This is a genomic window from Chryseobacterium aquifrigidense (assembly GCF_006716485.1).
Taxonomy (GTDB): domain Bacteria; phylum Bacteroidota; class Bacteroidia; order Flavobacteriales; family Weeksellaceae; genus Chryseobacterium; species Chryseobacterium vietnamense.
Map to the genome: position 1 here is coordinate 271,046 of NZ_VFPD01000001.1, position 19,778 is coordinate 290,823.

The 19,778-nt window shown below is 36.2% G+C and carries 18 protein-coding genes; 10 read left to right on the forward strand and 8 right to left on the reverse strand.

Annotated elements, in window-relative coordinates; all coding sequences use genetic code 11:
• Positions 1 to 32: 32 nt before the first annotated feature.
• Complete coding sequence (locus FB551_RS01260) at positions 33 to 2,360, reverse strand: hypothetical protein (RefSeq protein WP_226798592.1); 2,328 nt, start codon at positions 2,358 to 2,360, stop codon at positions 33 to 35.
• 485 nt (positions 2,361 to 2,845) lie between these two features.
• Positions 2,846 to 5,449 carry an alanine--tRNA ligase gene (gene alaS, locus FB551_RS01265; protein ID WP_142014221.1) on the reverse strand — a complete coding sequence of 868 codons (2,604 nt, stop codon included), beginning with the start codon at positions 5,447 to 5,449 and terminating at the stop codon, positions 2,846 to 2,848.
• A gap of 254 nt (positions 5,450 to 5,703) precedes the next feature.
• On the opposite strand from alaS, the gene FB551_RS01270 reads away from it, so the two are divergent.
• The 4 genes from FB551_RS01270 (at position 5,704) to msrB (ending at position 8,170) form a co-directional block, all read left to right on the forward strand.
• The gene (locus tag FB551_RS01270) at positions 5,704 to 6,258 is read left to right on the forward strand and encodes an RNA polymerase sigma factor (protein ID WP_142014224.1); all 555 of its coding nucleotides are present in this window, start codon (positions 5,704 to 5,706) and stop codon (positions 6,256 to 6,258) included.
• 5 nt (positions 6,259 to 6,263) lie between these two features.
• Positions 6,264 to 6,533 carry a hypothetical protein gene (locus FB551_RS01275; protein WP_047432542.1) on the forward strand — a complete coding sequence of 90 codons (270 nt, stop codon included), beginning with the start codon at positions 6,264 to 6,266 and terminating at the stop codon, positions 6,531 to 6,533.
• 78 nt (positions 6,534 to 6,611) lie between these two features.
• On the forward strand, positions 6,612 to 7,055 hold the full coding sequence (locus FB551_RS01280; RefSeq protein WP_142014226.1) for a DUF417 family protein: 444 nt from the start codon (positions 6,612 to 6,614) through the stop codon (positions 7,053 to 7,055).
• Between the two features lie 17 nt (positions 7,056 to 7,072).
• Positions 7,073 to 8,170, forward strand: coding sequence for a peptide-methionine (R)-S-oxide reductase MsrB (msrB, locus tag FB551_RS01285; RefSeq protein WP_142014229.1), 1,098 nt, complete (start codon positions 7,073 to 7,075; stop codon positions 8,168 to 8,170).
• Between the two features lie 60 nt (positions 8,171 to 8,230).
• Here the strand turns inward: msrB and FB551_RS01290 are convergent, their stop codons facing one another.
• Positions 8,231 to 9,076, reverse strand: a complete 846-nt coding sequence (locus FB551_RS01290) for an ABC transporter permease (RefSeq protein WP_142014232.1) — start codon at positions 9,074 to 9,076, stop codon at positions 8,231 to 8,233.
• A 2-nt stretch (positions 9,077 to 9,078) separates the two neighbouring features.
• Positions 9,079 to 9,981 (reverse strand): ABC transporter ATP-binding protein, encoded by a 903-nt coding sequence (locus FB551_RS01295; protein WP_142014236.1) that lies wholly within the window; start codon positions 9,979 to 9,981, stop codon positions 9,079 to 9,081.
• 116 nt (positions 9,982 to 10,097) lie between these two features.
• Between FB551_RS01295 and FB551_RS01300 the strand changes: the two genes are divergently transcribed.
• The 3 genes from FB551_RS01300 to FB551_RS01310 all read left to right on the forward strand — a co-directional run bounded on the left by FB551_RS01300 (position 10,098) and on the right by FB551_RS01310 (position 13,148).
• Positions 10,098 to 11,450, forward strand: coding sequence for an ATP-binding protein (locus FB551_RS01300; RefSeq protein WP_142014239.1), 1,353 nt, complete (start codon positions 10,098 to 10,100; stop codon positions 11,448 to 11,450).
• An 85-nt stretch (positions 11,451 to 11,535) separates the two neighbouring features.
• Positions 11,536 to 12,639 carry an NAD(P)/FAD-dependent oxidoreductase gene (locus FB551_RS01305; protein WP_142014241.1) on the forward strand — a complete coding sequence of 368 codons (1,104 nt, stop codon included), beginning with the start codon at positions 11,536 to 11,538 and terminating at the stop codon, positions 12,637 to 12,639.
• Between the two features lie 17 nt (positions 12,640 to 12,656).
• Positions 12,657 to 13,148 carry a hypothetical protein gene (locus tag FB551_RS01310; RefSeq protein WP_142014244.1) on the forward strand — a complete coding sequence of 164 codons (492 nt, stop codon included), beginning with the start codon at positions 12,657 to 12,659 and terminating at the stop codon, positions 13,146 to 13,148.
• 1 nt (position 13,149) lies between these two features.
• Here the strand turns inward: FB551_RS01310 and FB551_RS01315 are convergent, their stop codons facing one another.
• Positions 13,150 to 13,422: a hypothetical protein gene (locus FB551_RS01315; protein WP_142014247.1), complete on the reverse strand. Its 273-nt coding sequence runs from the start codon at positions 13,420 to 13,422 to the stop codon at positions 13,150 to 13,152.
• Positions 13,423 to 13,605: 183 nt separating this feature from the next.
• Between FB551_RS01315 and prfB the strand changes: the two genes are divergently transcribed.
• Both prfB and FB551_RS01325 read left to right on the forward strand, forming a co-directional pair.
• The gene (gene prfB / locus FB551_RS01320; protein ID WP_142014250.1) at positions 13,606 to 14,718 is read left to right on the forward strand and encodes a peptide chain release factor 2; all 1,113 of its coding nucleotides are present in this window, start codon (positions 13,606 to 13,608) and stop codon (positions 14,716 to 14,718) included.
• Positions 14,719 to 14,804: 86 nt separating this feature from the next.
• Positions 14,805 to 15,500 (forward strand): DedA family protein, encoded by a 696-nt coding sequence (locus FB551_RS01325; protein WP_047432523.1) that lies wholly within the window; start codon positions 14,805 to 14,807, stop codon positions 15,498 to 15,500.
• 337 nt (positions 15,501 to 15,837) lie between these two features.
• Here FB551_RS01325 and FB551_RS01330 read toward each other — a convergent pair whose 3' ends face one another.
• From FB551_RS01330 to FB551_RS01340, 3 genes are read right to left on the reverse strand one after another with little or no spacing between them, the layout of a single operon-like run.
• The gene (locus FB551_RS01330) at positions 15,838 to 16,707 is read right to left on the reverse strand and encodes an alpha/beta hydrolase (protein WP_142014253.1); all 870 of its coding nucleotides are present in this window, start codon (positions 16,705 to 16,707) and stop codon (positions 15,838 to 15,840) included.
• 50 nt (positions 16,708 to 16,757) lie between these two features.
• The gene (locus tag FB551_RS01335; protein WP_142014256.1) at positions 16,758 to 18,149 is read right to left on the reverse strand and encodes a serine hydrolase; all 1,392 of its coding nucleotides are present in this window, start codon (positions 18,147 to 18,149) and stop codon (positions 16,758 to 16,760) included.
• Between the two features lie 28 nt (positions 18,150 to 18,177).
• Positions 18,178 to 18,660, reverse strand: a complete 483-nt coding sequence (locus FB551_RS01340; RefSeq protein ID WP_142014259.1) for a tetratricopeptide repeat protein — start codon at positions 18,658 to 18,660, stop codon at positions 18,178 to 18,180.
• A gap of 154 nt (positions 18,661 to 18,814) precedes the next feature.
• On the opposite strand from FB551_RS01340, the gene FB551_RS01345 reads away from it, so the two are divergent.
• Positions 18,815 to 19,699 (forward strand): DUF808 domain-containing protein, encoded by an 885-nt coding sequence (locus tag FB551_RS01345; RefSeq protein ID WP_047432512.1) that lies wholly within the window; start codon positions 18,815 to 18,817, stop codon positions 19,697 to 19,699.
• Positions 19,700 to 19,778: the final 79 nt, after the last annotated feature.

The following is a 19,778-nucleotide window of genomic DNA, read 5'->3' on the forward strand; positions in this document are numbered from 1 at the left end:
TCAAAAATAAAGATTTTGTATTTTCCGGACGATTAAAACTCCAGAAACTTCAGTTTAAACTGGATGGCAAAATTTTCTCTGAAGTGTGGTGTCGCATAATAACCCACTCTGTAAAATACACCGAGATTGAAATAGCTGGAAAGGAAATTATTCCATTCCACGCCGACTTCCTGATACAGGTGATCCAGTTTTCTGAATTTAAACTGATGGTATTCCGGATGTTTCATATCTCCGATAGTTCCTCTTAAGACAAAATCAAAGCTGGAAACATTGTGTCCGAAACTTTTTAAATACCAGGGAAGTTTGTGTGTGAAGTAATAGGCTACGAATCTGTCATTATAGTATTTTCCTCCCTCCAGTGTTGCAAATCCAAGGTACGATGTAAGGTTAAAATTAAAATCTTTACCTGGCGAAGCCAGTCCGTTCATCGTAAAATTTTTCCAGATCGGCGCTCCACCCAGCACAAGACCTCCATACAATCTGAAACCTGTAGTCCCGATTGGTGTTTTGAAATTATGAACAAACAAGGCGTCAAAGCGGGAATAATTAAAATCTCCCTGCAGGATTTTGTAACTCTGCTCATAATTAAAATAGAGTTCAGGGTATTTCTGATCAATCAGAGATTTTCCCTGTGGAGTCATGATATTGGTAGAATTCGGAGAATATTTTAAGGTGAAAAGAGTATTGAAATTGCGGTATGAAGTACCCCTGTCCCTGAACTGATAGTCAAATTCTGCTTCTTCTGTATTTCTTCTTACAGCAAGAGCAACGGTAAGCCCGTTAGTGACATCGTTGAGGTAAGATAATGACATTCCTTTAAAGTGAAAATACCGGTCGTTATTCAGATTATTCCCGAAGTTCATCATTCTCATCTTGAAATTCCAAAGCTTTCGGTTGAATTCTCCTGAGGCTGTTACATCATCATACACCTCAAATCTGAAAAAGGAGTTCTTTTCCAGAGTGGTTTTCATGTCAAGCCCCATTCCGTACTTCCATTTTCTGTCTTTTACTCCGTAAGCAAAGTAGTAATCCGGTGAAAAGTAAGGGTTGAAATTTTCATTCAGCTTGGCTTTTAAACCTAATCTAAAACCTTCATAAGAGTTATAGTTAACAATTTCATCTACGGCAAAATCCACAGAACCTACTCGGATCTGTCCGTTCAGTAATCCTGATAAAATCTGTGCTTTGCTGTCAATTTTATATTTTTTTCCTAAACTGTCGATCGTTTTATAGGTATTTTGTTCCCTCTCGGTAAGCGGATCCGTTCTATATTGGTCCAGCGAATGGCCGTCAATATTTTTTACAGAAAAAGTATAGCCTTTGAAATCTTTTGGATCTTCTTCAATGGGGGATTCAAAATCAAAATATTTTGAGGTAAGAAAAGCGTAGGTTCCAAAGCTTTTTTTGTCTTTTTTATCATCAGCATGCACTTTGTCATCCATAGCCATTTTACCCATTTTAAGCTTGGCTTTTTCGTGGGCAAGAAACCATTTGTTGTTATAAAACACCCAGGTACTGGTGATAATTCCTTCGTTTTTGTTTTTACTGAAATTTTCAATTTTTTTGACTCCGTAAGTTTCAGTATCTACATAGATTGCACCATTATACTTTCGTTTTCTGTCCGGTTTTTTGTAGTTCACCTCACGGAAACGGATCACAAAGTTTTTTCTTCCATCAAGGCTAATGGTATCCGAAAGGAAGAATCGGTACAGTCCTCTGTTTTCCGGTTTCAACTGCTCGGGAACAACATCCCTGTTACTTTGCTGAAGGGCAATCATTTCGTAGATTGGCTGTTTCAGACCCGAAATCCTGTTGTCCAGAATATTGATTTTCTCCCCATATTTTTTGGAATATAAAAACTCCTGAGCCCTTTCCCACAGGAAGAGTTTGCTTTTTGAAAATATTTTTCTTGCGTTAATATTATTCAGGGAGTCTTTTTCTCTTTTTTTCTTGAAAATGTTTAAATCACTAAAATACTGGTTAAACTGGGAAAGGCTGTCTTCATCAATGTCCAGAGAAATTTTTTCGTAAGATTTATAAGAATAAGAACCTAAGCTTTTCGGGGAATTTTCTTTGTAGAGTTTATTAACTTTTCTAAGAATTTCCAGAGCTCTGGGATCACTTTTATCTTCAATAACAATGGCTTCAATGTTGGTTGTCTTAGATATTTTTTTTAGTAAGGAAACCTCCATACTGCTTTCCACAGTAATGGTTTCTTTCTGATAAGAATCTGCATCAATATCAATGTTTTTACATCCTGTTTTAAACTCCAGAATACCTTGTTCATTGGTGTATCCGATAACTGCATGGTCACAGGATATCTTTGCTTTAAAGACAGGTTTTTGACTGGCGTCATCCACAACCTTAATTTTTGTTTGTGAATACCCCAAAAAGCAGATCATAAAAAATAATAACAGTAAACCCCTTTTCATGTAAAAAAACTACGTCAAAAATAATGATATTTATTATTGTAGAAAAGTTTTTAACAGAGTATAACATTGATTTAATCTAATGTTTTTATGGACTTTTCAAGGGCAAGGTCAAATGAAGAATTGCACCAGATAGTCTTTGTGTATTTTACCGGAATTTCCAAATAAAAACTTCTTAGCAGTTAAGCTTCAGGAGTTTTAATTTGAATGTTTCGAAAAATTGGTGTTTTGTAGTTAGGCATTCTATTCAGTAAAAAATGCAATCATTTCATGGCTGAGTGTAATGTCTTTGCGAACGAAAATATTTATGACGGGTATGTTTTTTTGTGATCATTAGGATTTAATGATTAAAAACGAAAACAGGCTGTCTCAAAATGAAACAGCCTGTTCTAAAATTTATAATAGGTATTCTATTTTTAAATATTTAAAGCTTTTTGGTAAGCATTTTCCAACCCTTCAATGTTTTTACCACCTGCCGTTGCAAAGCCTGGGTTTCCACCGCCGCCACCTTGGATTTCTTTTGCAAGATCCTTTACAATAGCACCAGCCTGATAGTCTGCAGCAAGATCATCAGAAACTCCAACGGTAATCATTGGTTTTCCATCTGCATCAGAAAGGATAATTGTAACTGAAGCCGGGATTTCTCTCTTCAACTGGAATACGATGTCTTTTACAGAACCTGCATCCAGCGACGTTTTCTTTACTAAAAGCTGCTTGTTGCCTTTCTGCTCATAAGCATTCTTCCATTCTCCGATTTCTCCTTTTGCTTTTTCCTTTTTAAGAGCATCTACTTCAGCCTTTAATGAAGTATTTTCTTCGATCAGTTTTTCGATAGATCTTACCACATCTTTAGACTTCAATAATTGAGAAAGTTCAATGATCTGTTTTTCAAGGTTGTTGAAATATTCTTCAGATTTATCTCCTGAAATCGCTTCAATCCTTCTGATTCCCGCAGCAGCAGAACCTTCAGAAGTGATCTTGAAATGACCAATTTCGCTGGTGTTTTTTACGTGAGTTCCTCCGCAAAGTTCTTTTGAACTTCCAAACTGGATCATTCTCACACTGTCACCATATTTTTCACCAAATAAAGCCATTGCCCCTTTCTCCAGAGCTTCCTGGATCGGAATGTTTCTGAATTCCTGTAAAGCAATACTTTCTTTGATCTTTTTATTTACTTTTTCTTCAATTAATGCCAGTTCTTCCTCAGTCATTTTGTTGAAATGAGAGAAGTCGAAACGCAGATAATCAGGACCTACATAAGAACCTTTCTGTTCTACGTGAGTTCCTAAAACATCTCTTAAAGCTTCGTGCAGAAGGTGAGTCACCGAGTGGTTGGCCTGAGAATTTTTTCTCTCTGAAGCGTTTACTTTAGCATAGAAAACAGCACCTGCATCTTTAGGAAGACCGTTGATCAGTGAAATGATCAATCCGTTTTCTTTTTTAGTTTCCAGTACTTCGAAGCTCTCAACTGCATTTTCAAGAACACCTTTGTCTCCAACCTGTCCACCTCCTTCAGGATAGAAAGGAGAACTGCTTAATACCACCTGGTAAAATTCTCCGTCTTTGTTTTCTACCTTTCTGTATCTTGTAATATAGGTTTCGGATTCAATCTGATCGTATCCTACAAAGTTTTCATCTCTTTCCTCTAAAGTAACCCAGTCGTAAACTTTCTGGGCAGAATCAGCTTTTGAACGAAGTTTCTGCTTCTCCATTTCAGCTTTGAATCCTGTTTCATCAATCGTTAACCCTTTTTCTTCAGCAATAATCCTTGTCAAATCATCTGGGAAACCATAGGTATCATACAATTCAAAAACTTCTTCGCTTGGTAATACTTGCTGGTTATTGGCAATAGTCTGCTGGATCAGTTTTTCTACTCTGATCAAACCGTTTTCAATGGTTTTTAAGAATGAATCTTCTTCACTTTTGATCACTTCAGCAACCAGTTTTCCTTGTTTTTCAAGTTCAGGAAAGAAAGCTCCCATTTGTTCCTGAAGTACAGCAACCAGCTTGTAAAGGAAAGGCTCTTTCATATCCAGGAATCGGTAAGAATAAGAAATTCCTCTTCTTAAAATTCTTCTGATAACATAGCCTGCACCACCATTAGAAGGTAACTGTCCGTCTGCAATAGCAAATGAAACGGCTCTGATGTGGTCTACCACAACACGGATTGCAATGTCCTTTTCATCTTCTAGAATCCCGGTGTATTTTTTACCTGAAAGTTCCTCAACTTTAGCAATAAGAGGCGTGAAAACATCCGTATCATAGTTGGAAGACTTCCCTTGCAGCGCCATACAAAGACGTTCAAAGCCCATTCCCGTATCTACGTGCTGAGCAGGAAGCTTTTCTAAAGATTTATCTGCTTTTCTGTTGAATTCCATGAAAACCAGGTTCCATACTTCCACAACTTGTGGATGATCCTGATTCACAAGGGAAATTCCGGGAACGGCTACTTTTTCTGCAGGAGTTCTCAGGTCAATATGGATCTCCGAACACGGTCCGCACGGTCCGCTTTCACCCATTTCCCAGAAGTTATCTTTTTTATTTCCGTTGATGATTCTGTCTTCTGAAATATGAGATTTCCAGAAATCATAAGCATCCTGGTCTCTGTCCAGATTTTCTGAAGCATCACCTTCAAAAATCGTTACGTATAAATTTTCTTTTGGAATTCCGTATACTTCAGTCAGTAATTCCCAGGCAAAAGCAATAGCCTCTTTTTTGAAGTAATCCCCGAAAGACCAGTTTCCCAACATCTCAAACATGGTATGGTGGTAAGTATCTCTACCTACATCATCCAGGTCATTGTGCTTCCCTGAAACTCTCAGACACTTTTGTGTATCGGCAATTCTAGGGGCGGTAGGGGTTTTATAACCAAGGAAAAAATCCTTGAACTGGGTCATTCCTGAGTTGGAAAACATAAGGGTAGGATCGTCTTTCAGCACAATAGGAGCTGAAGGAACAATAAGGTGCCCTTTACTTTTAAAATAGTCTAAAAATTTTTGACGTATTTCTTGTGATGTCATAGTATTGCTTTTGCTTTTTTAAATATCAAATTTTTGATAAGATGCAAATTTAAGATTTTTAAGCGATTTGTAATAATTTTATGCTATGTTTTGAATGGTGCCGGATTTGGGTAATGGATGTGTCGTAAACCTTGTAGGTTTTCAAAACCTATAAGGTTTGAGATGGTTATAATTAATAATAATCTATCTGGTTTTGCAATTTCCGTTTAACTTACTACCTTCGTTGTAATTTGAAATAAGACAAAAATCCTTCAATGACAAAAGATGAAGAGCTGAAAAGCTGGATAGAACAGTATTCAGGGCCGCTTTTGAAGCGGGCGCTGTATGTACTTTCCAATAAAGAGGATGCACAGGATGTGGTTCAGGAAGTTTTTCTTGCTGCCTATACGGGATATGATTCCTTTGAAGGAAAAAGCCAGCCTCTGACATGGCTGATGTCTGTTCTGAACAGGAAAGTGGCAGATTTCTACCGGAAAAAATACAAATCGGAACCCAATATAAGATTGGATCATTTTTTTGATGAAACAGGATCATGGAAAAATAATGATGTTTTGAATGACTGGAACATTTCAGGGGAAGGAGATGAACTTTTAGACAGTACGGATTTTAATAAAACATTGGAAGAATGCATTGAGGAATTACCCTCCAAATGGAAGATTCTGCTGAAAATGTATTATATAGAAGAAAAAAAAGCACCGGAAGTAAGTCAGGAATTGAATGTTTCTACGACTAATCTATGGAAGATTTTGCAGAGAAGCCGGATGCAGCTCAGAGAATGTCTTGAGTTTAACTGGTTTTCAAAATCATAAGGATCATGATACGAAGAATACTACATATATTATTTTTACCATGCAGTGAAGCAACTTTACTGATGGAAAAAAGGAATGCCCAATCTATTTCTGCCAAAGAAAACAGGATGCTGAGCATGCACCTGATGATCTGTAAATGGTGCAGAATGTACAATGAAAAGCTGGCACTTCTGGATAAAGCGTTTAAAAAGACTTTTTCTGAAAAAGAAACTGAAATTAATGATTCTGAAATTCAGGACTTTAAAAATAAAATGATCGATAAATTAAATTTCTGAGAAAATTTTTGTCAGGATTGTAAAATTGCTCCGACTATACTTTTGAAAACGATAAAGTATTAACTAAAATCTTAAAATATGGTCGGAACAGTACAGGAATCAAAAAATCAATTAACCCGAACCGGGTATTATATCTCCCTTTTCGGAGCAGCTCTTATTTTGCTGTGGATTGGCATCTTCAAATTTACCCCTACAGAAGCGGCCGCAATAAAACCCTTGGTGGAAAACCATTTCTTAACTTTTTTCGTATATAAGATTATGAGTGTCCAGGCAGTGTCAAATCTTATCGGAACGATAGAAATTATCATTGCATTACTCCTCATATTTAGTGCGAAATTTGCTGTATTGAAAAAATATGCAGGGATAGGAATGGTCGTAACTTTTCTGGTAACATTAAGCTATTTATTGACAACACCGGGAATGTGGAAAATAGTGGACGGAGTGCCTGTGACAGATTTCTTTATTCTGAAAGACCTTATGTTTTTAGGATTTGGATTAATGATCATTCAAAATAATAAGTAATGAATAAAAAAGTAAAAATGAAGAATATATTAATTGTACTCGGAATCATTCTGGGTATAGCAGTATTTGCTGCTGAATCGGGGCTTTTCAAGAAAACGAGGTCCAATGTAGTGGAAATAAAAAAAGAAAATGAGGAAATTATGGATAACAAAAACGTTAGAGAGATTTACTTTGCAGGTGGATGTTTCTGGGGAACAGAACATTTTTTTCAACAGATTCGTGGAGTTGTAGGAACAGAAGTAGGGTATGCCAACGGAAATACCCAAAACCCTACTTATGAAGAGGTGGTAAGTCATACAACAGGTTTCGCAGAAACCGTAAAAGTAAAATATGATCCTGAACAGGTAGATTTGAAACTGTTGATAGATTTATATTTTAAAACTATTGATCCTACAAGTAAAGATCAGCAGGGAAATGACAGAGGAAATCAATACAGAACAGGAATCTATTTCACCAATAAAACAGATGAAGCTTTGGTAAAAGATGAAGTTCAGAAGCTTGCAAAGAATTATAATAAACCAGTAGTCGTAGAAACGATTCCATTGAAAAATTTTTATAAAGCAGAAGATTATCATCAGGATTATCTGGATAAAAATCCAGGCGGTTACTGTCATATTGAACCGGGACTTTTTGAAATGGCTAAAAAAGCCAATCCACTTCCAAAACCGACTTATCAGAAACAGGATAAAAAAGTTTTAAAAGAAAAACTGACCGCAGAACAATATAATGTTACCCAGGAAAATGGCACGGAAAGACCTTTCCAAAATGAATACTGGAATGAAACCCGCGAAGGAATTTATGTAGATATTACAACAGGAGAACCATTGTTTATCTCTACCGATAAATTTGAATCCGGGTGTGGATGGCCAAGTTTCTCAAAACCTATTACCAAAGGTTTGATTGATGAAAAGCTGGATCGTTCCATTGGTATGGATAGAGTGGAAGTAAGAAGTAAAACGGGGGATGCCCACTTGGGACACGTCTTCACAGACGGACCGCAGGATAAAGGAGGACTTCGTTACTGTATCAACAGTGCTTCTCTGAAATTTATTCCAAAAGCTGAAATGGAAACAAAAGGATACGGAAAATATCTTCCGTTGTTAGATAAAAAGTAATATGAAAGAAGGCTGCCATCTGGCAGCCTTTTTATTTTGAATTAATAGTGAAATTAAATTCTACCAATCTCTTTTTCTCAGAATCCAATATGATCCGAAGATGAAAACAGCACACCATAACAGACAGGCAATAAGACTTTCCGTAGGGTAGTGGAATTCATATTTTAAGCCCATCATTTTAGCCATATTTAATCTCATCATCGGGTTAGGAATCAGGCTGGACATACTTTCCAGCGGTAAAAGATGAGAGATAAAAAAGTCATTCTGAAGAACCTCGTTTCTTTGAGGCCCCTGCATTCCTTTTACTTTTGAATACGTTTCAAGAGCTGTTAAAATTCCTTCGCCAATCCAGAATACGAAAAGAGCAAGAAATACAAAAACAGATTTTCTCAGTAAAATAGAAAGGAACATTAAGAAGCAAAAGAACGTAAATAGCTTCACGAAGTAATTTCCAATGAAGAATATCTCAGCAAAAACCTTTGTAGATTCCGTTGTATTTGAGTATTGATATCCGAGGAAAATAGTAATCCCGAATACAATTGCGGTAGAAACAATAGTGAAAATACTTATCGTCAGCAATTTTGAAGTGATGAACTCTTTTCTGCTCAGTCCGTCGATCGTATTCTGCTTGAACATTCTGTTACTGAATTCCTGAGAAATAGAGAAAACAATGATAAGCCCCAGGAAAATCTTCAATAAGGCAACAATCCATGTGGTGAAATTCCAGATTTCAGGGAAATTATAAATCCCCTGTTCCTTTAAGTTGATTGTTCCTCCAAAAACATCAAAGTCAACCAATCCAATGAAAAGCAAAGCAATAAGAATGGCAAAATATAATATCGTAAAAACTTTGAACGGCTTATAGTTCAGGTTTTTGTAGTATTCAAGTTTTAATAATTTTATCATGATTAATTGGTGTTTTTTACAAGTTCAAGGAATTGAGATTCAAGAGATAGTTTTTTCCTGGTCAAATGGGAAAGATAGATTCCTTTCTCTGCCAGTTTCTGATTCATTGCTGAAGCTGAAATGGAAGCGTCATCACGGATCTGAGCTTTGATGAGATCACCTTCCTGATTGATGGATGAGAACCACTGAAGCTCGTGTAATGCGTTTAATAATAGTGTATTGTTATCGGCTTTCAGTTCAAAATATCCATTGTTGGAAGTCATTTCATCCACTCTTCCACAGTAAATGGAATTTCCTTCCTTTAAAACAATCACGTGACTGCAGATTTTTTCAATTTCATCCAGAAGATGGCTGGCAATGATAATGGTGATTCCCTGCTTGGCAATATCGCTGATAATTTCCCTGATCTGAATAATTCCCTCAGGATCCAATCCATTGGTGGGTTCATCCAATATCATTACTTCAGGGTTGTTCAACATCGCAGAAGCAATGGCAAGACGCTGTTTCATTCCCAAAGAAAAAGTTTTGAACGTATCTTTTCTTCTTTCATACAGATTCACTGTTTTCAGAACTTCATCAATTCTTGAATAGGGTGCATTTTTAATTTCTGCGACAATCTTAAGGTTGGTTTCTGCACTGAGGTAAGGATAAAAGTTAGGCTGTTCGATAATCGCTCCTATTTTTTTTAATGTTTCCGGATCAGTTCCCTTCTTCCCAAACCAAAACCAGTCTCCACTGGTAGGATTGATGGTTGAAAGCAACATTCCGAAAGTTGTAGACTTTCCGCTTCCGTTCGGACCTAAAAGGCCATAAACATTTCCTCTTTCGACATCAAAAGAAATATTGTTGACCACAACTCTTTTGAATTTTTTTGTCAAATTTTTTACTGATAAAATCTTTTCCATGTAATTTGTTTTACATAGTAGTAGTCTATATAAATTAGAGAATGTTACAGAATTATCATAAATCAATATTAATTTATGGACAAATACATTAAATTTGATAGAATTAATCAACAGTTATGAAGCTAATTGAACTGGCAGAAGAATTAAACGTATCTGCAGAAGCCATCAAACAGTTTATTCAGGATTTTGATCTTGAACTGGTAGACTGTGTCAGTACGAATTTTGAGGTAAAAGAAGATTTTGAAAAGTTTGCCCGCGAAAACGTAGATTTTTTAAGGCTATATGAAAAAGATCTAGATAAAAATAAAACTCTGGAGCAGATTGCTGAAGTCATTAAGCAGCCAAAAGATAAGGTTGAAAAAGTGATTAAAGACAATAATCTTAATATTTTCGATAACGGTTTTTTCAAATCTTCCATATCAAGCTATGGAATTGATAATAAACTGGGAGGGAATTACCAGTTTGTATATGATTATTTCGGACATAAAACCAGCCTGCAGCAAAGAGATTTTATAGGATACAGAGACCTGTTCTTTTATACATCCACAGTTCTGGAACCCTTCCTGAATCCACAGCAGATCAAAGACTGGGGCATCAACAAGCCTGCAGGAATTATTCTGTACGGACCTCCCGGAAGCGGTAAGATATTCTGGGCCAACAAAATTGCTGAAATTATCGGATATCAGTTTAAAGAAGTCAAAAAACATTATCTGGGAACTTCGCTCATAGATGGCAATGAGATCAATTTCAGTGATTTTTTGCTGAGCATGATGAAGGAAAACAAAATGCTTCTTTTTATGGATGATTTCGATGAAATTATGATGCAGAGAAGGGCGGAAACAGATGTTGCTTCCTGTAATCTTGAAGCACAGGAACTGATTCTTCATTACATCGGAAAATTTGAAAAAGAAGGCGTTTTGATGGTTGGTTCTGCTAATTCTGTTTCAGAAATTGACGAAGAAATTCTTGCTCCGGGAAGATTTGATGTGATGATTCCAATATTTCCACCCAATGCTTCCGAGCGTTCAGAAATCATTCTGTATGCCATGACCAGAGGATTGGAAGAAGATTCTTTACTCTACAAAATACTTAAAAATAACAAGGCTGATAAAGTTCCTTTCTGGCATGAAATATCTTCAAAGATGAAAGCATTCAGCAATACAATGCTGATAGACTTTACCCAAAGCCTGAAGAAAAGAATCAAAAACCTTTATCAAAGAACCAGAAACGAAAAGCTGAAAATTGATCAGAAACTGTTAGACAGCGCATTGAGAGATGCAGGATCAAAACTTACTGAAGAATACCTTGACCAGGTGGCAAGATTTCTTACAGATGCTATTATCAATAATTTTGATGACTTTCAGTTCAGAATCCAGGCATTGAAAAATGAACTTGAAACCTACAGAGTTGTTGAGGAACCACAAAGAGCCATCGGATTCCAGCATAATGATGAAGGGGATAAGGGATAAACCGTTTAAAGTTCAAGGTTTAAAGTTTAAAGTTTAAAGTCTAAGGTTTTATAAAAAATTACTTATTACTCATTACTCATTATTTATGAACAGCGTCTGGGAACTGGATACTTTCTACAGAAAGCGTGACATTATCATAATCGGTGCCGGATTTTCGGGACTGTGGACCGCTATATCTGTCAAAGAGAAATATCCTGAAAAATCTGTTCTCATTATTGAACGAAACGCAATCCCATTGGGTGCTTCTACGAGAAATGCCGGCTTTGCCTGTTTTGGAAGTCTTACCGAAGTTATTGCAGATTCTGAAAAAATGGGCTGGGAAAAAACACTGGAACTCGTTACAATGAGATATAATGGACTTCAGAAAATCCAACATTATTTCAAAAATAGTGAAATTGATTTCGAACTTAACGGAGGCTATGAAATCGTAAATAATGAAGAACCTTTATCCCGGATTGAAGCAGTCAATGAAAAACTGAAACCAATAACCGGGCTGGATCAGACTTATACTTTAAAACAGAATAAAATACAGGAATTCGGACTTGGGAAATCTGAATTCCTGATTGAAAATCCCTGTGAAGGAAGTCTGCATTCAGGAAAATTATTACAAAAGCTTTTAGAAAAGTGTCATGAACTGAAAATTGAATTTTTATTTGGTACAGAAGTTCAGCATATTAACGAAACAAACCAAGTTGAGGTTCAGCTTTCAACGGATCTTTCTGTAACAGCAGACCAGCTCATCTATTGCACCAATGCATTCACTTCAAAGTTTCTGAAAGAAGAAAATATCGTTCCCGCCCGCGGACAGATTCTCCTGACTGAGCCGATAGAAGGATTGAAGCTTAAAGGTACATTTCATTATGACAAAGGTTACTACTATTTCAGAAATGTAGGAAACCGGATATTGCTCGGTGGCGGAAGAAATCAGGATTTTAAAACCGAAGAAACCACGGCTTTTGAAACCACAGAATTTCTGCAGAATCACTTGGAAAACTTTTTAAGAGAGGTCATCCTTCCTTATAAAGACTTTAAAATTGCCCTTCGTTGGTCAGGAATAATGGCTATGGGCGAAGAAAAGTCACCTATTGTGAAGCAGGTTTCAAAGAGACAGTTTTGTGCCGTAAGACTTTCTGGAATGGGAGTTGCTCTGGCTCCGAAGATAGGGGAAATGGTGGCAGAAATGATATAATTATAACGTTGATAAACATGAAATACTTGCCCTTTGAACGTATTACTTACAAAACAAACTTGTCTGAACAGGAAGTTTTAACAAGACTTTCCGGTTTTGTAGAGCCTAAAAAATTCGGTTTAGGGAGAAATTATATAAAAGAATATGAAGGATCTATCCATAATAATAGCTTTGAAATAAGTAAAGTTATTCAGTACAGAAACTCTTTCCTTCCTCAGATAAACGGTAGAATTCAAAATGAAAATAATGGAGCACAAATACAGGTGACCATGTCCCTACATGCATTTGTCTTCTTTTTTTTAATAGTCTGGTGTTCATTTGCCGTGATTTTCTTCATAGGCGTTTCCATAAGAGCTATAAGAGAAAAAGAAATATCGGTAGAGCTTTTTCTTCCTTTAGGTATGCTTTTGTTTGTCTACGCTTTAACTATGATAGGGTTCAAATCGGAAAGCAAACAAGCAAAAGAATATCTTAAAAGAAGTTTTGACGCTGAAATTATCAACGAGTGATTTAACTGTTTTCCCACCACTTTAAAATATCTCTTGCAATATCTTCAGCAATAAACTCAGATCTGTAAAGACCATAACTGACTCCCAACTCGGTTTCTATAATATTTTCAAGCTTTTCCTGATCAGCCCCTTTTTCCAGCTGTTGAAGAAGTTTTTCTGTTAAGTGATCAAAACTGTTTTTAGAAAGACCGGGCATTAAATTCATTGAAATGATAAGCTTCTTTAACTGAGCAAAATTTCCATTACGCTCATTAATCCAATCATTGATATCCATTTGAACCTGTTTTAAAATATAAATATAAAGGAAAATTTAAATTCCAAAAATTCAAACCTGAACTCTGCACCCTGGAACCCGAATCTCGGATTCAAAACTTTACCCCAAAACTTTAATCCCGAACTTTAAACCCGTATCTCTCCACTCTAAAAGAATTCCTTATTTTTGTAAAAAGAAATATTCGTGATAAACAACGATCAGATAAAAGAAGTTCAATCCAGAATTGAAGACTTACACAGATACCTTCAGATTGAAAAAAAGAAGATTGAAATCGCCAATGATAATGAAAAAACTGCGGCACCCGAATTTTGGGATAACCCGAAAACTGCTGAAGCATTTCTAAAACAGCTTCGTTCCAAGAAAAAATGGGTAGAGGGCTATGACGAAATTCAGACACAGTTTGAAGATCTGCAGGTATTGGCTGATTTTGCTAAAGAAGATCCGGATTCTGAAAAAGAACTGGACGAAACTTTCCCGCAATTGGTGGAGAAAATTGAAGATTTGGAATTCAAAAATATGCTTTCTAACGAAGGTGATGAGCTTTCTGCAGTGCTGCAGATTACCGCAGGAGCCGGAGGAACAGAAAGTTGCGACTGGGCAGCTATGCTGATGAGAATGTATACGATGTGGGCAGAAAAACAAGGATATAAAATCCGTGAACTGAACTACCAGGAAGGTGATGTAGCCGGGGTGAAGACCGTTACGCTGGAAATTGAAGGGGAATTTGCTTTTGGATATTTGAGAGGTGAAAACGGAGTACACAGACTTGTAAGGATTTCCCCTTTTGACAGTAATGCAAAACGCCATACCAGTTTCGTTTCGGTATATGTATATCCTTTGGTGGATGATACTATTGAAATCAACATCAACCCTGCCGATATCAGCTTTGAAACAATGAGAGCTTCCGGAGCAGGAGGACAGAACGTCAACAAGGTAGAAACCGCTGTACGTCTTCGTCACGCTCCTACAGGAATTATCATTGAAAACTCAGAATCCCGTTCTCAGCTTCAGAATAAAGAAAAAGCAATGCAGCTCCTTCGTTCAAGACTCTATGAAATGGAATTGGAAGAACGTATGAAAGCCAGAAATGAGATAGAAGCTAACAAAATGAAAATCGAGTGGGGAAGCCAGATCAGAAACTACGTCATGCATCCATACAAATTGGTAAAAGATGTACGCTCCGGTCATGAAACTTCAGATGTGGATGCTGTAATGAACGGAAATATTACTCCTTTCCTGAAAGCATTCTTAATGGCTGATGGAACTGCGATTTCTGATGATGATATGGACATATAAAAATCATGTTTGAATTTTAGTTAAAATCTTATAATTAATTTTTGTTTCAGACATTTTAGACTTACTTTTGTTGTTCATCGATATTTATGGAAGATTTCAATAGCTGGAAGGATTTATTAAACCCGGAGTTTTATATAAAAATGGGAGGGTTTTGGCTGATTTTGTTTATTGTTTTTGCTGAAACAGGTCTTTTTGTAGGATTTTTTCTACCTGGGGATTCACTACTGTTCGTTTCAGGAATTTATGCTGTTGAAATCATCAAAGAGACTTTTGGATCTACAGGAAGCGATTTCTTAGATACCACATTACTTGCCTCGGGAGTAGCTCTGGCGGCTATTATTGGAAATGAAGTAGGCTACTATTTCGGAAGAAAAGCAGGACCTGCTTTGTATAAACGACCGGATTCAATGCTTTTCAAGAAAAAATACCTTTATCAGGCACACGATTTCTTTGAAAAACATGGAGCATTAGCTGTTATTATGGCAAGATTCTTACCTGTTGTAAGAACTTTTACTCCCATTGTAGCTGGAATTGTAAAGATGGATAAGAAAGAGTTTTTAAGAGATAATATCATTGGCGCGGTATTATGGTCATTCATTTTGATCTTTGCGGGCCATTATCTGGACAAACTTTTCATGGAGCAGTTTGGAATCAACCTAAAGCAAAAGCTGGAATACATCATTATCGTCATTGTATTGGTAACTACACTTCCGGTGATCATCAAGTTTGTTTTTGGGAAAAAAGAAGATCTTTCCAAATATGAAGATCAGGACTTTGAATAAATAAGAATTTCAATCAAAAATATAGAGCCGTCTCAACACTGAGATGGCTTTTTTATATATAGGAGATGTTTTTTACCACGCAAAGCTCGCAAGGTTACTATTATGATCTGTTACTTTTCGTTCTTAGAGACGTTTCACTTAGCTAAGTAACCTGCCTCGCTGAACGAAGTGCCTTTGCGATCGATAGAATATAAGCTTTACAATTTCTTTGCGGACATAGCGTTTTAAATAGATCTATAAGGCAAAAATTGTTTTTGTACTAGATGTTTAAAAGATTCTTAAAAATGATTGTTTAAAATAGTTGTCTAATTATTTATTCTTTGCATTAAAGAGGTAACTATTCTTTAATCCATTCCAGAATATTTGGATAGATAATGCTGTCTCTTTTTCTTTTACTGAAGAATCTTGGGGCATGTCCGGCACCTTTCATGAAAATGAATTTGTGTGGAATGTTCATCTTGGTAAGCGCAGAGTCCATCGCAATTCCCTGATGCTGGTTGACCAGTACATCATTGTTTCCCTGAAACAGCAAGGTAGGAACATTCGTAATATTAGCAATAGGACTGGCTTCTTTGAAGGCTTCAGAAACATTTTTCCGTTCAAACTTAGTTCCTACTACTTTTTGAAAAGTTGGAGAAGTATATTTTGAATAAAAGGATTTAAGATATTCAGAGCTGTAAAAATCTGTCGGTCCACTTAAAGAGATGATTTTTTTGATGTGCTCAGGATGCTGGTATCCGTAAAGTAAGGCGAGATGTCCACCGGCACTTTCTCCCAGAAGAATATAATTGTTGGGTTGAAGCTCTGCTTTTTCCGCCAGGGAATTGAATTTTTCAATGGCGAGCGCAATATCTTCAAGCTGTTGTTTATACGTGATTTTTTTCTTGGAAGAAACCAATCTATAGTTCATATTGATACTTGGAATCTTGTTTTCAAAAAGCATTTTCTGAACCTGGATCATATGTTCCTTTTTGCCTAAAGTCCATGCTCCACCATGAACGATAAGTACTACAGGAGAATCTTCAGCATAATCTTTGGGAAGAAAAACATCCATTTTCTGCCTTTTATGCTCGCCATATTTTAAATTATAGATCTTCTGCTGTCCTCCGGGACCTACCCAAACTCTGAATTTCGTATTACACGACTGCAAAAGGAAACCAATGCATCCCATGACGAAAAAATGATACCGGAGAATGAGTTTTTTCATTATTTAAATTTACGGAAAATTCTATTGATTATGACGTAATCAATGCTTAATTAGAGCTTTTCTGCTGTTTTTGATGAAAGTCCTTTTTTGATGGTAATAACACCCTTTTCACCTTCTTTGAAAATAAAAGAGATCTCAGTGTCATCATCCTGCACAAAAAATGTATCCTCTTTTTCAGCCAGTATTCTTACTTTAGGATCTTTGTTGTTCTGCATAAAAAGCTGTCCGTTTTCGTACAGAATATGGATAATGCTTTCCTCTGAAAGCTGATAATCACCCATGTATTTTTTTAGGATACCGGCACTTAATATGGCTTCTTTCTTCGGTTGTGGAAGACTGTAAGGTTGTTCTAAAAGCGCTGCTAAAATAGTATTTCCCGCTTTCTCAAGTTTTTTACTGGTGATATTGTTCAGAAGAATAATGCAGAGATCATCCTGTGGAAGCATCGCAAAATAACTTGTGGAGCCCTCTATATTTCCGCCATGGTTAATCAGTTTTTTCCCATAAAGATCATCAATGAACCAGCCATAGCCGTAGCCGCTAAGATAAGGAGTGGTTGCTTTTTTAAATGCTTCTTTGGAAACAATTTTATAATCTCTTAATCCGACATAGTAATTGTAAAGATCTTCAACGGTACTGTAAATTTGCCCGGCAGGGCCGGTTAATGTAGAATTCCAGACTTCTGTTTTTTCCTGTTTTGTGTTTGAAATATAGGAATAAGGAACTGTTTTGTAAGGACTTTTCACAGCCATATAGTTAAACCCGGTATGGGTCATTTTTAAAGGAGTTAAAATTTTTTTTTGTATCGCATCCTCATAGGAAAGCCCTGTGATTTTTTCAATGATGATTCCCAATACAATATATCCTGAATTGGTATATGAAAACTGAGTGCCGGGTTCAAAAGCCAGAGGTTCATTTTTAAAAAATGAAAGCTCTTTATCTTTGCTAATACTTTTTCCGGTGTAAAGCAGGCCGAAGTATTCTTTATTTTGTAGTACTTCATAGATTCCTGAAGTGTGGGTAAGAAGATGTTCGATTGTAATTTCATTTCCTCTTGGATAATCAGAAATAAATTTTGAAACAGGATCTTTAACCGAAAGTTTCCCTTCTTCATTTAGCTTTACAATCATCAAGGCTGTGAAAGATTTGGTTAAAGATGCAATCTGATATATACTTTTATCCTGATTGGGTATCTTTTTTTCCGCATCTTGCCAGCCATATGATTTTTCGAAAATGTTTTTATTCTGATAATGGATCAAAGCAGTTCCATTAAATTTATTAATACCAGCAAATGCCTTTATAATCCTGTCTATTTCTTCTTTTTTCTTTTCCTGGTTAATCGTGTTGAAATGATTTTCTGTCTGAGCTTTTAGAGTAGAACAGAATGAACAGAACAGAGAAAACAAACATCCTAAAGCTAAAATATGAAATTGACGTTGCATAGGTATCAGATTTTAAAAACGGTTAAAATTACAGGTTTTCAGCGTAGCAGGATAGAGAATTATTGTATCTGGGTAAATGTTTGGAAAGGGCTTTCAATGCTAAAGACAGCGCCTCTTTGTGCTTTCCCGCTGAAGAAAGGGACAGTGCTAAAAAAGAATCTACCGCATCATCCAGTTCATCAGAATAAGTAGATCTCTCTTCCCTTAAAATCTGAATGCTTTCCTCTATTTTCCCATTATTTCTTAAGGTGCTTGCCAGCTGAATTCTTGCTCTTCTTCTTCGTAAGCCTGTTAATCCTTTATCTAATGCTGACCTGTACAAAGGTTCTGCTTCTTTTTCATGTCCTGTGGAATCAAAAGCACAGGCTCTTTCAAAATCAGCAATAGCCTGGGAATCCGTAATTGTAAGTAATTCTACATGATTTTTGATGAGCAGGATAAACGCTTCATTGCTTATTGTTCCCAGTTTCAGCCATATACTTTGTAATTGGGCTTCCCAGTTTTGATCCATTGAATAGATTTAAGCAAAGATATAAAATATTGAAACTGAAGGACTGTTTAACGATTCTTATAATTTTCAAAATTATTGTTAGATTATGAATCCAAAAACGGAATTAAATAATTATTTTTGCTGAACTTAACAAAGATTAAAAAATTATTAAAATATGGCATCAGGCTTTTTTGCAATTTTGGATGATATTGCAGCATTGATGGATGATGTAGCAGTTACCAGTAAGGTCGCTACACAAAAGACAGCAGGAATTTTAGGAGATGACCTGGCTGTAAATGCAGAAAAAGCTACTGGCTTTCTTTCTTCAAGGGAAATTCCTGTTTTATGGGCAATTACGAAAGGTTCTTTTATCAACAAACTGATCATTCTGCCTATTGTTTTTTTACTCAATTGGTTGTATGCTCCGGCTATTAATTATGTATTGATCCTTGGAGGATTCTATCTGGCTTTTGAAGGCGTTGAAAAAGTAATAGAATTTCTTTTTCACCGTGACAAAAAGGGTCATGAAGTGATAGAGGAAATTGAAGAAGACCAGAAAAGTTCTGAAGAAATTGAAAAAGAGAAAGTAAAATCTGCAATTACAACTGATTTTATTTTATCCATCGAGATCGTTATTATTGCTTTAGGAACGGTATTGGAAGAAAGCCATCCTTTCATTACGCAGATTTTAGTAACGAGCCTGGTTGCATTTATCGCTACTGTTGGAGTTTATGGAATTGTAGCTTTGATTGTAAGAATGGATGATGCAGGGTTTAAATTAATAAAGAAAAGTAAGGATAAAGGCTTTTTCGGAGGTCTTGGACATCTATTAGTGAAGGCTTTACCTATTGTTATTAAAATATTAGGAGTAGTAGGAACCATTGCTTTAATAATGGTTGCTGGTGGAATTTTTCTACATAGAATTGAATTTTTCCATGGGATACTACCAACCTGGCCGGATGTTTTGAAAGAGCTTACACTTGGTGTTGTTGGGGGATTGGTAGCCGTTGCGGTATTTACTTTAGGAAAAGGAATCTATTCCTTAGCCACCAGAAAATAAAACAGAATTAGAATTAAATAACCAAAAGATCCTGTATTCGAGAGAGTGCAGGATTTTTTATGATCAGGTTTAAGATTTA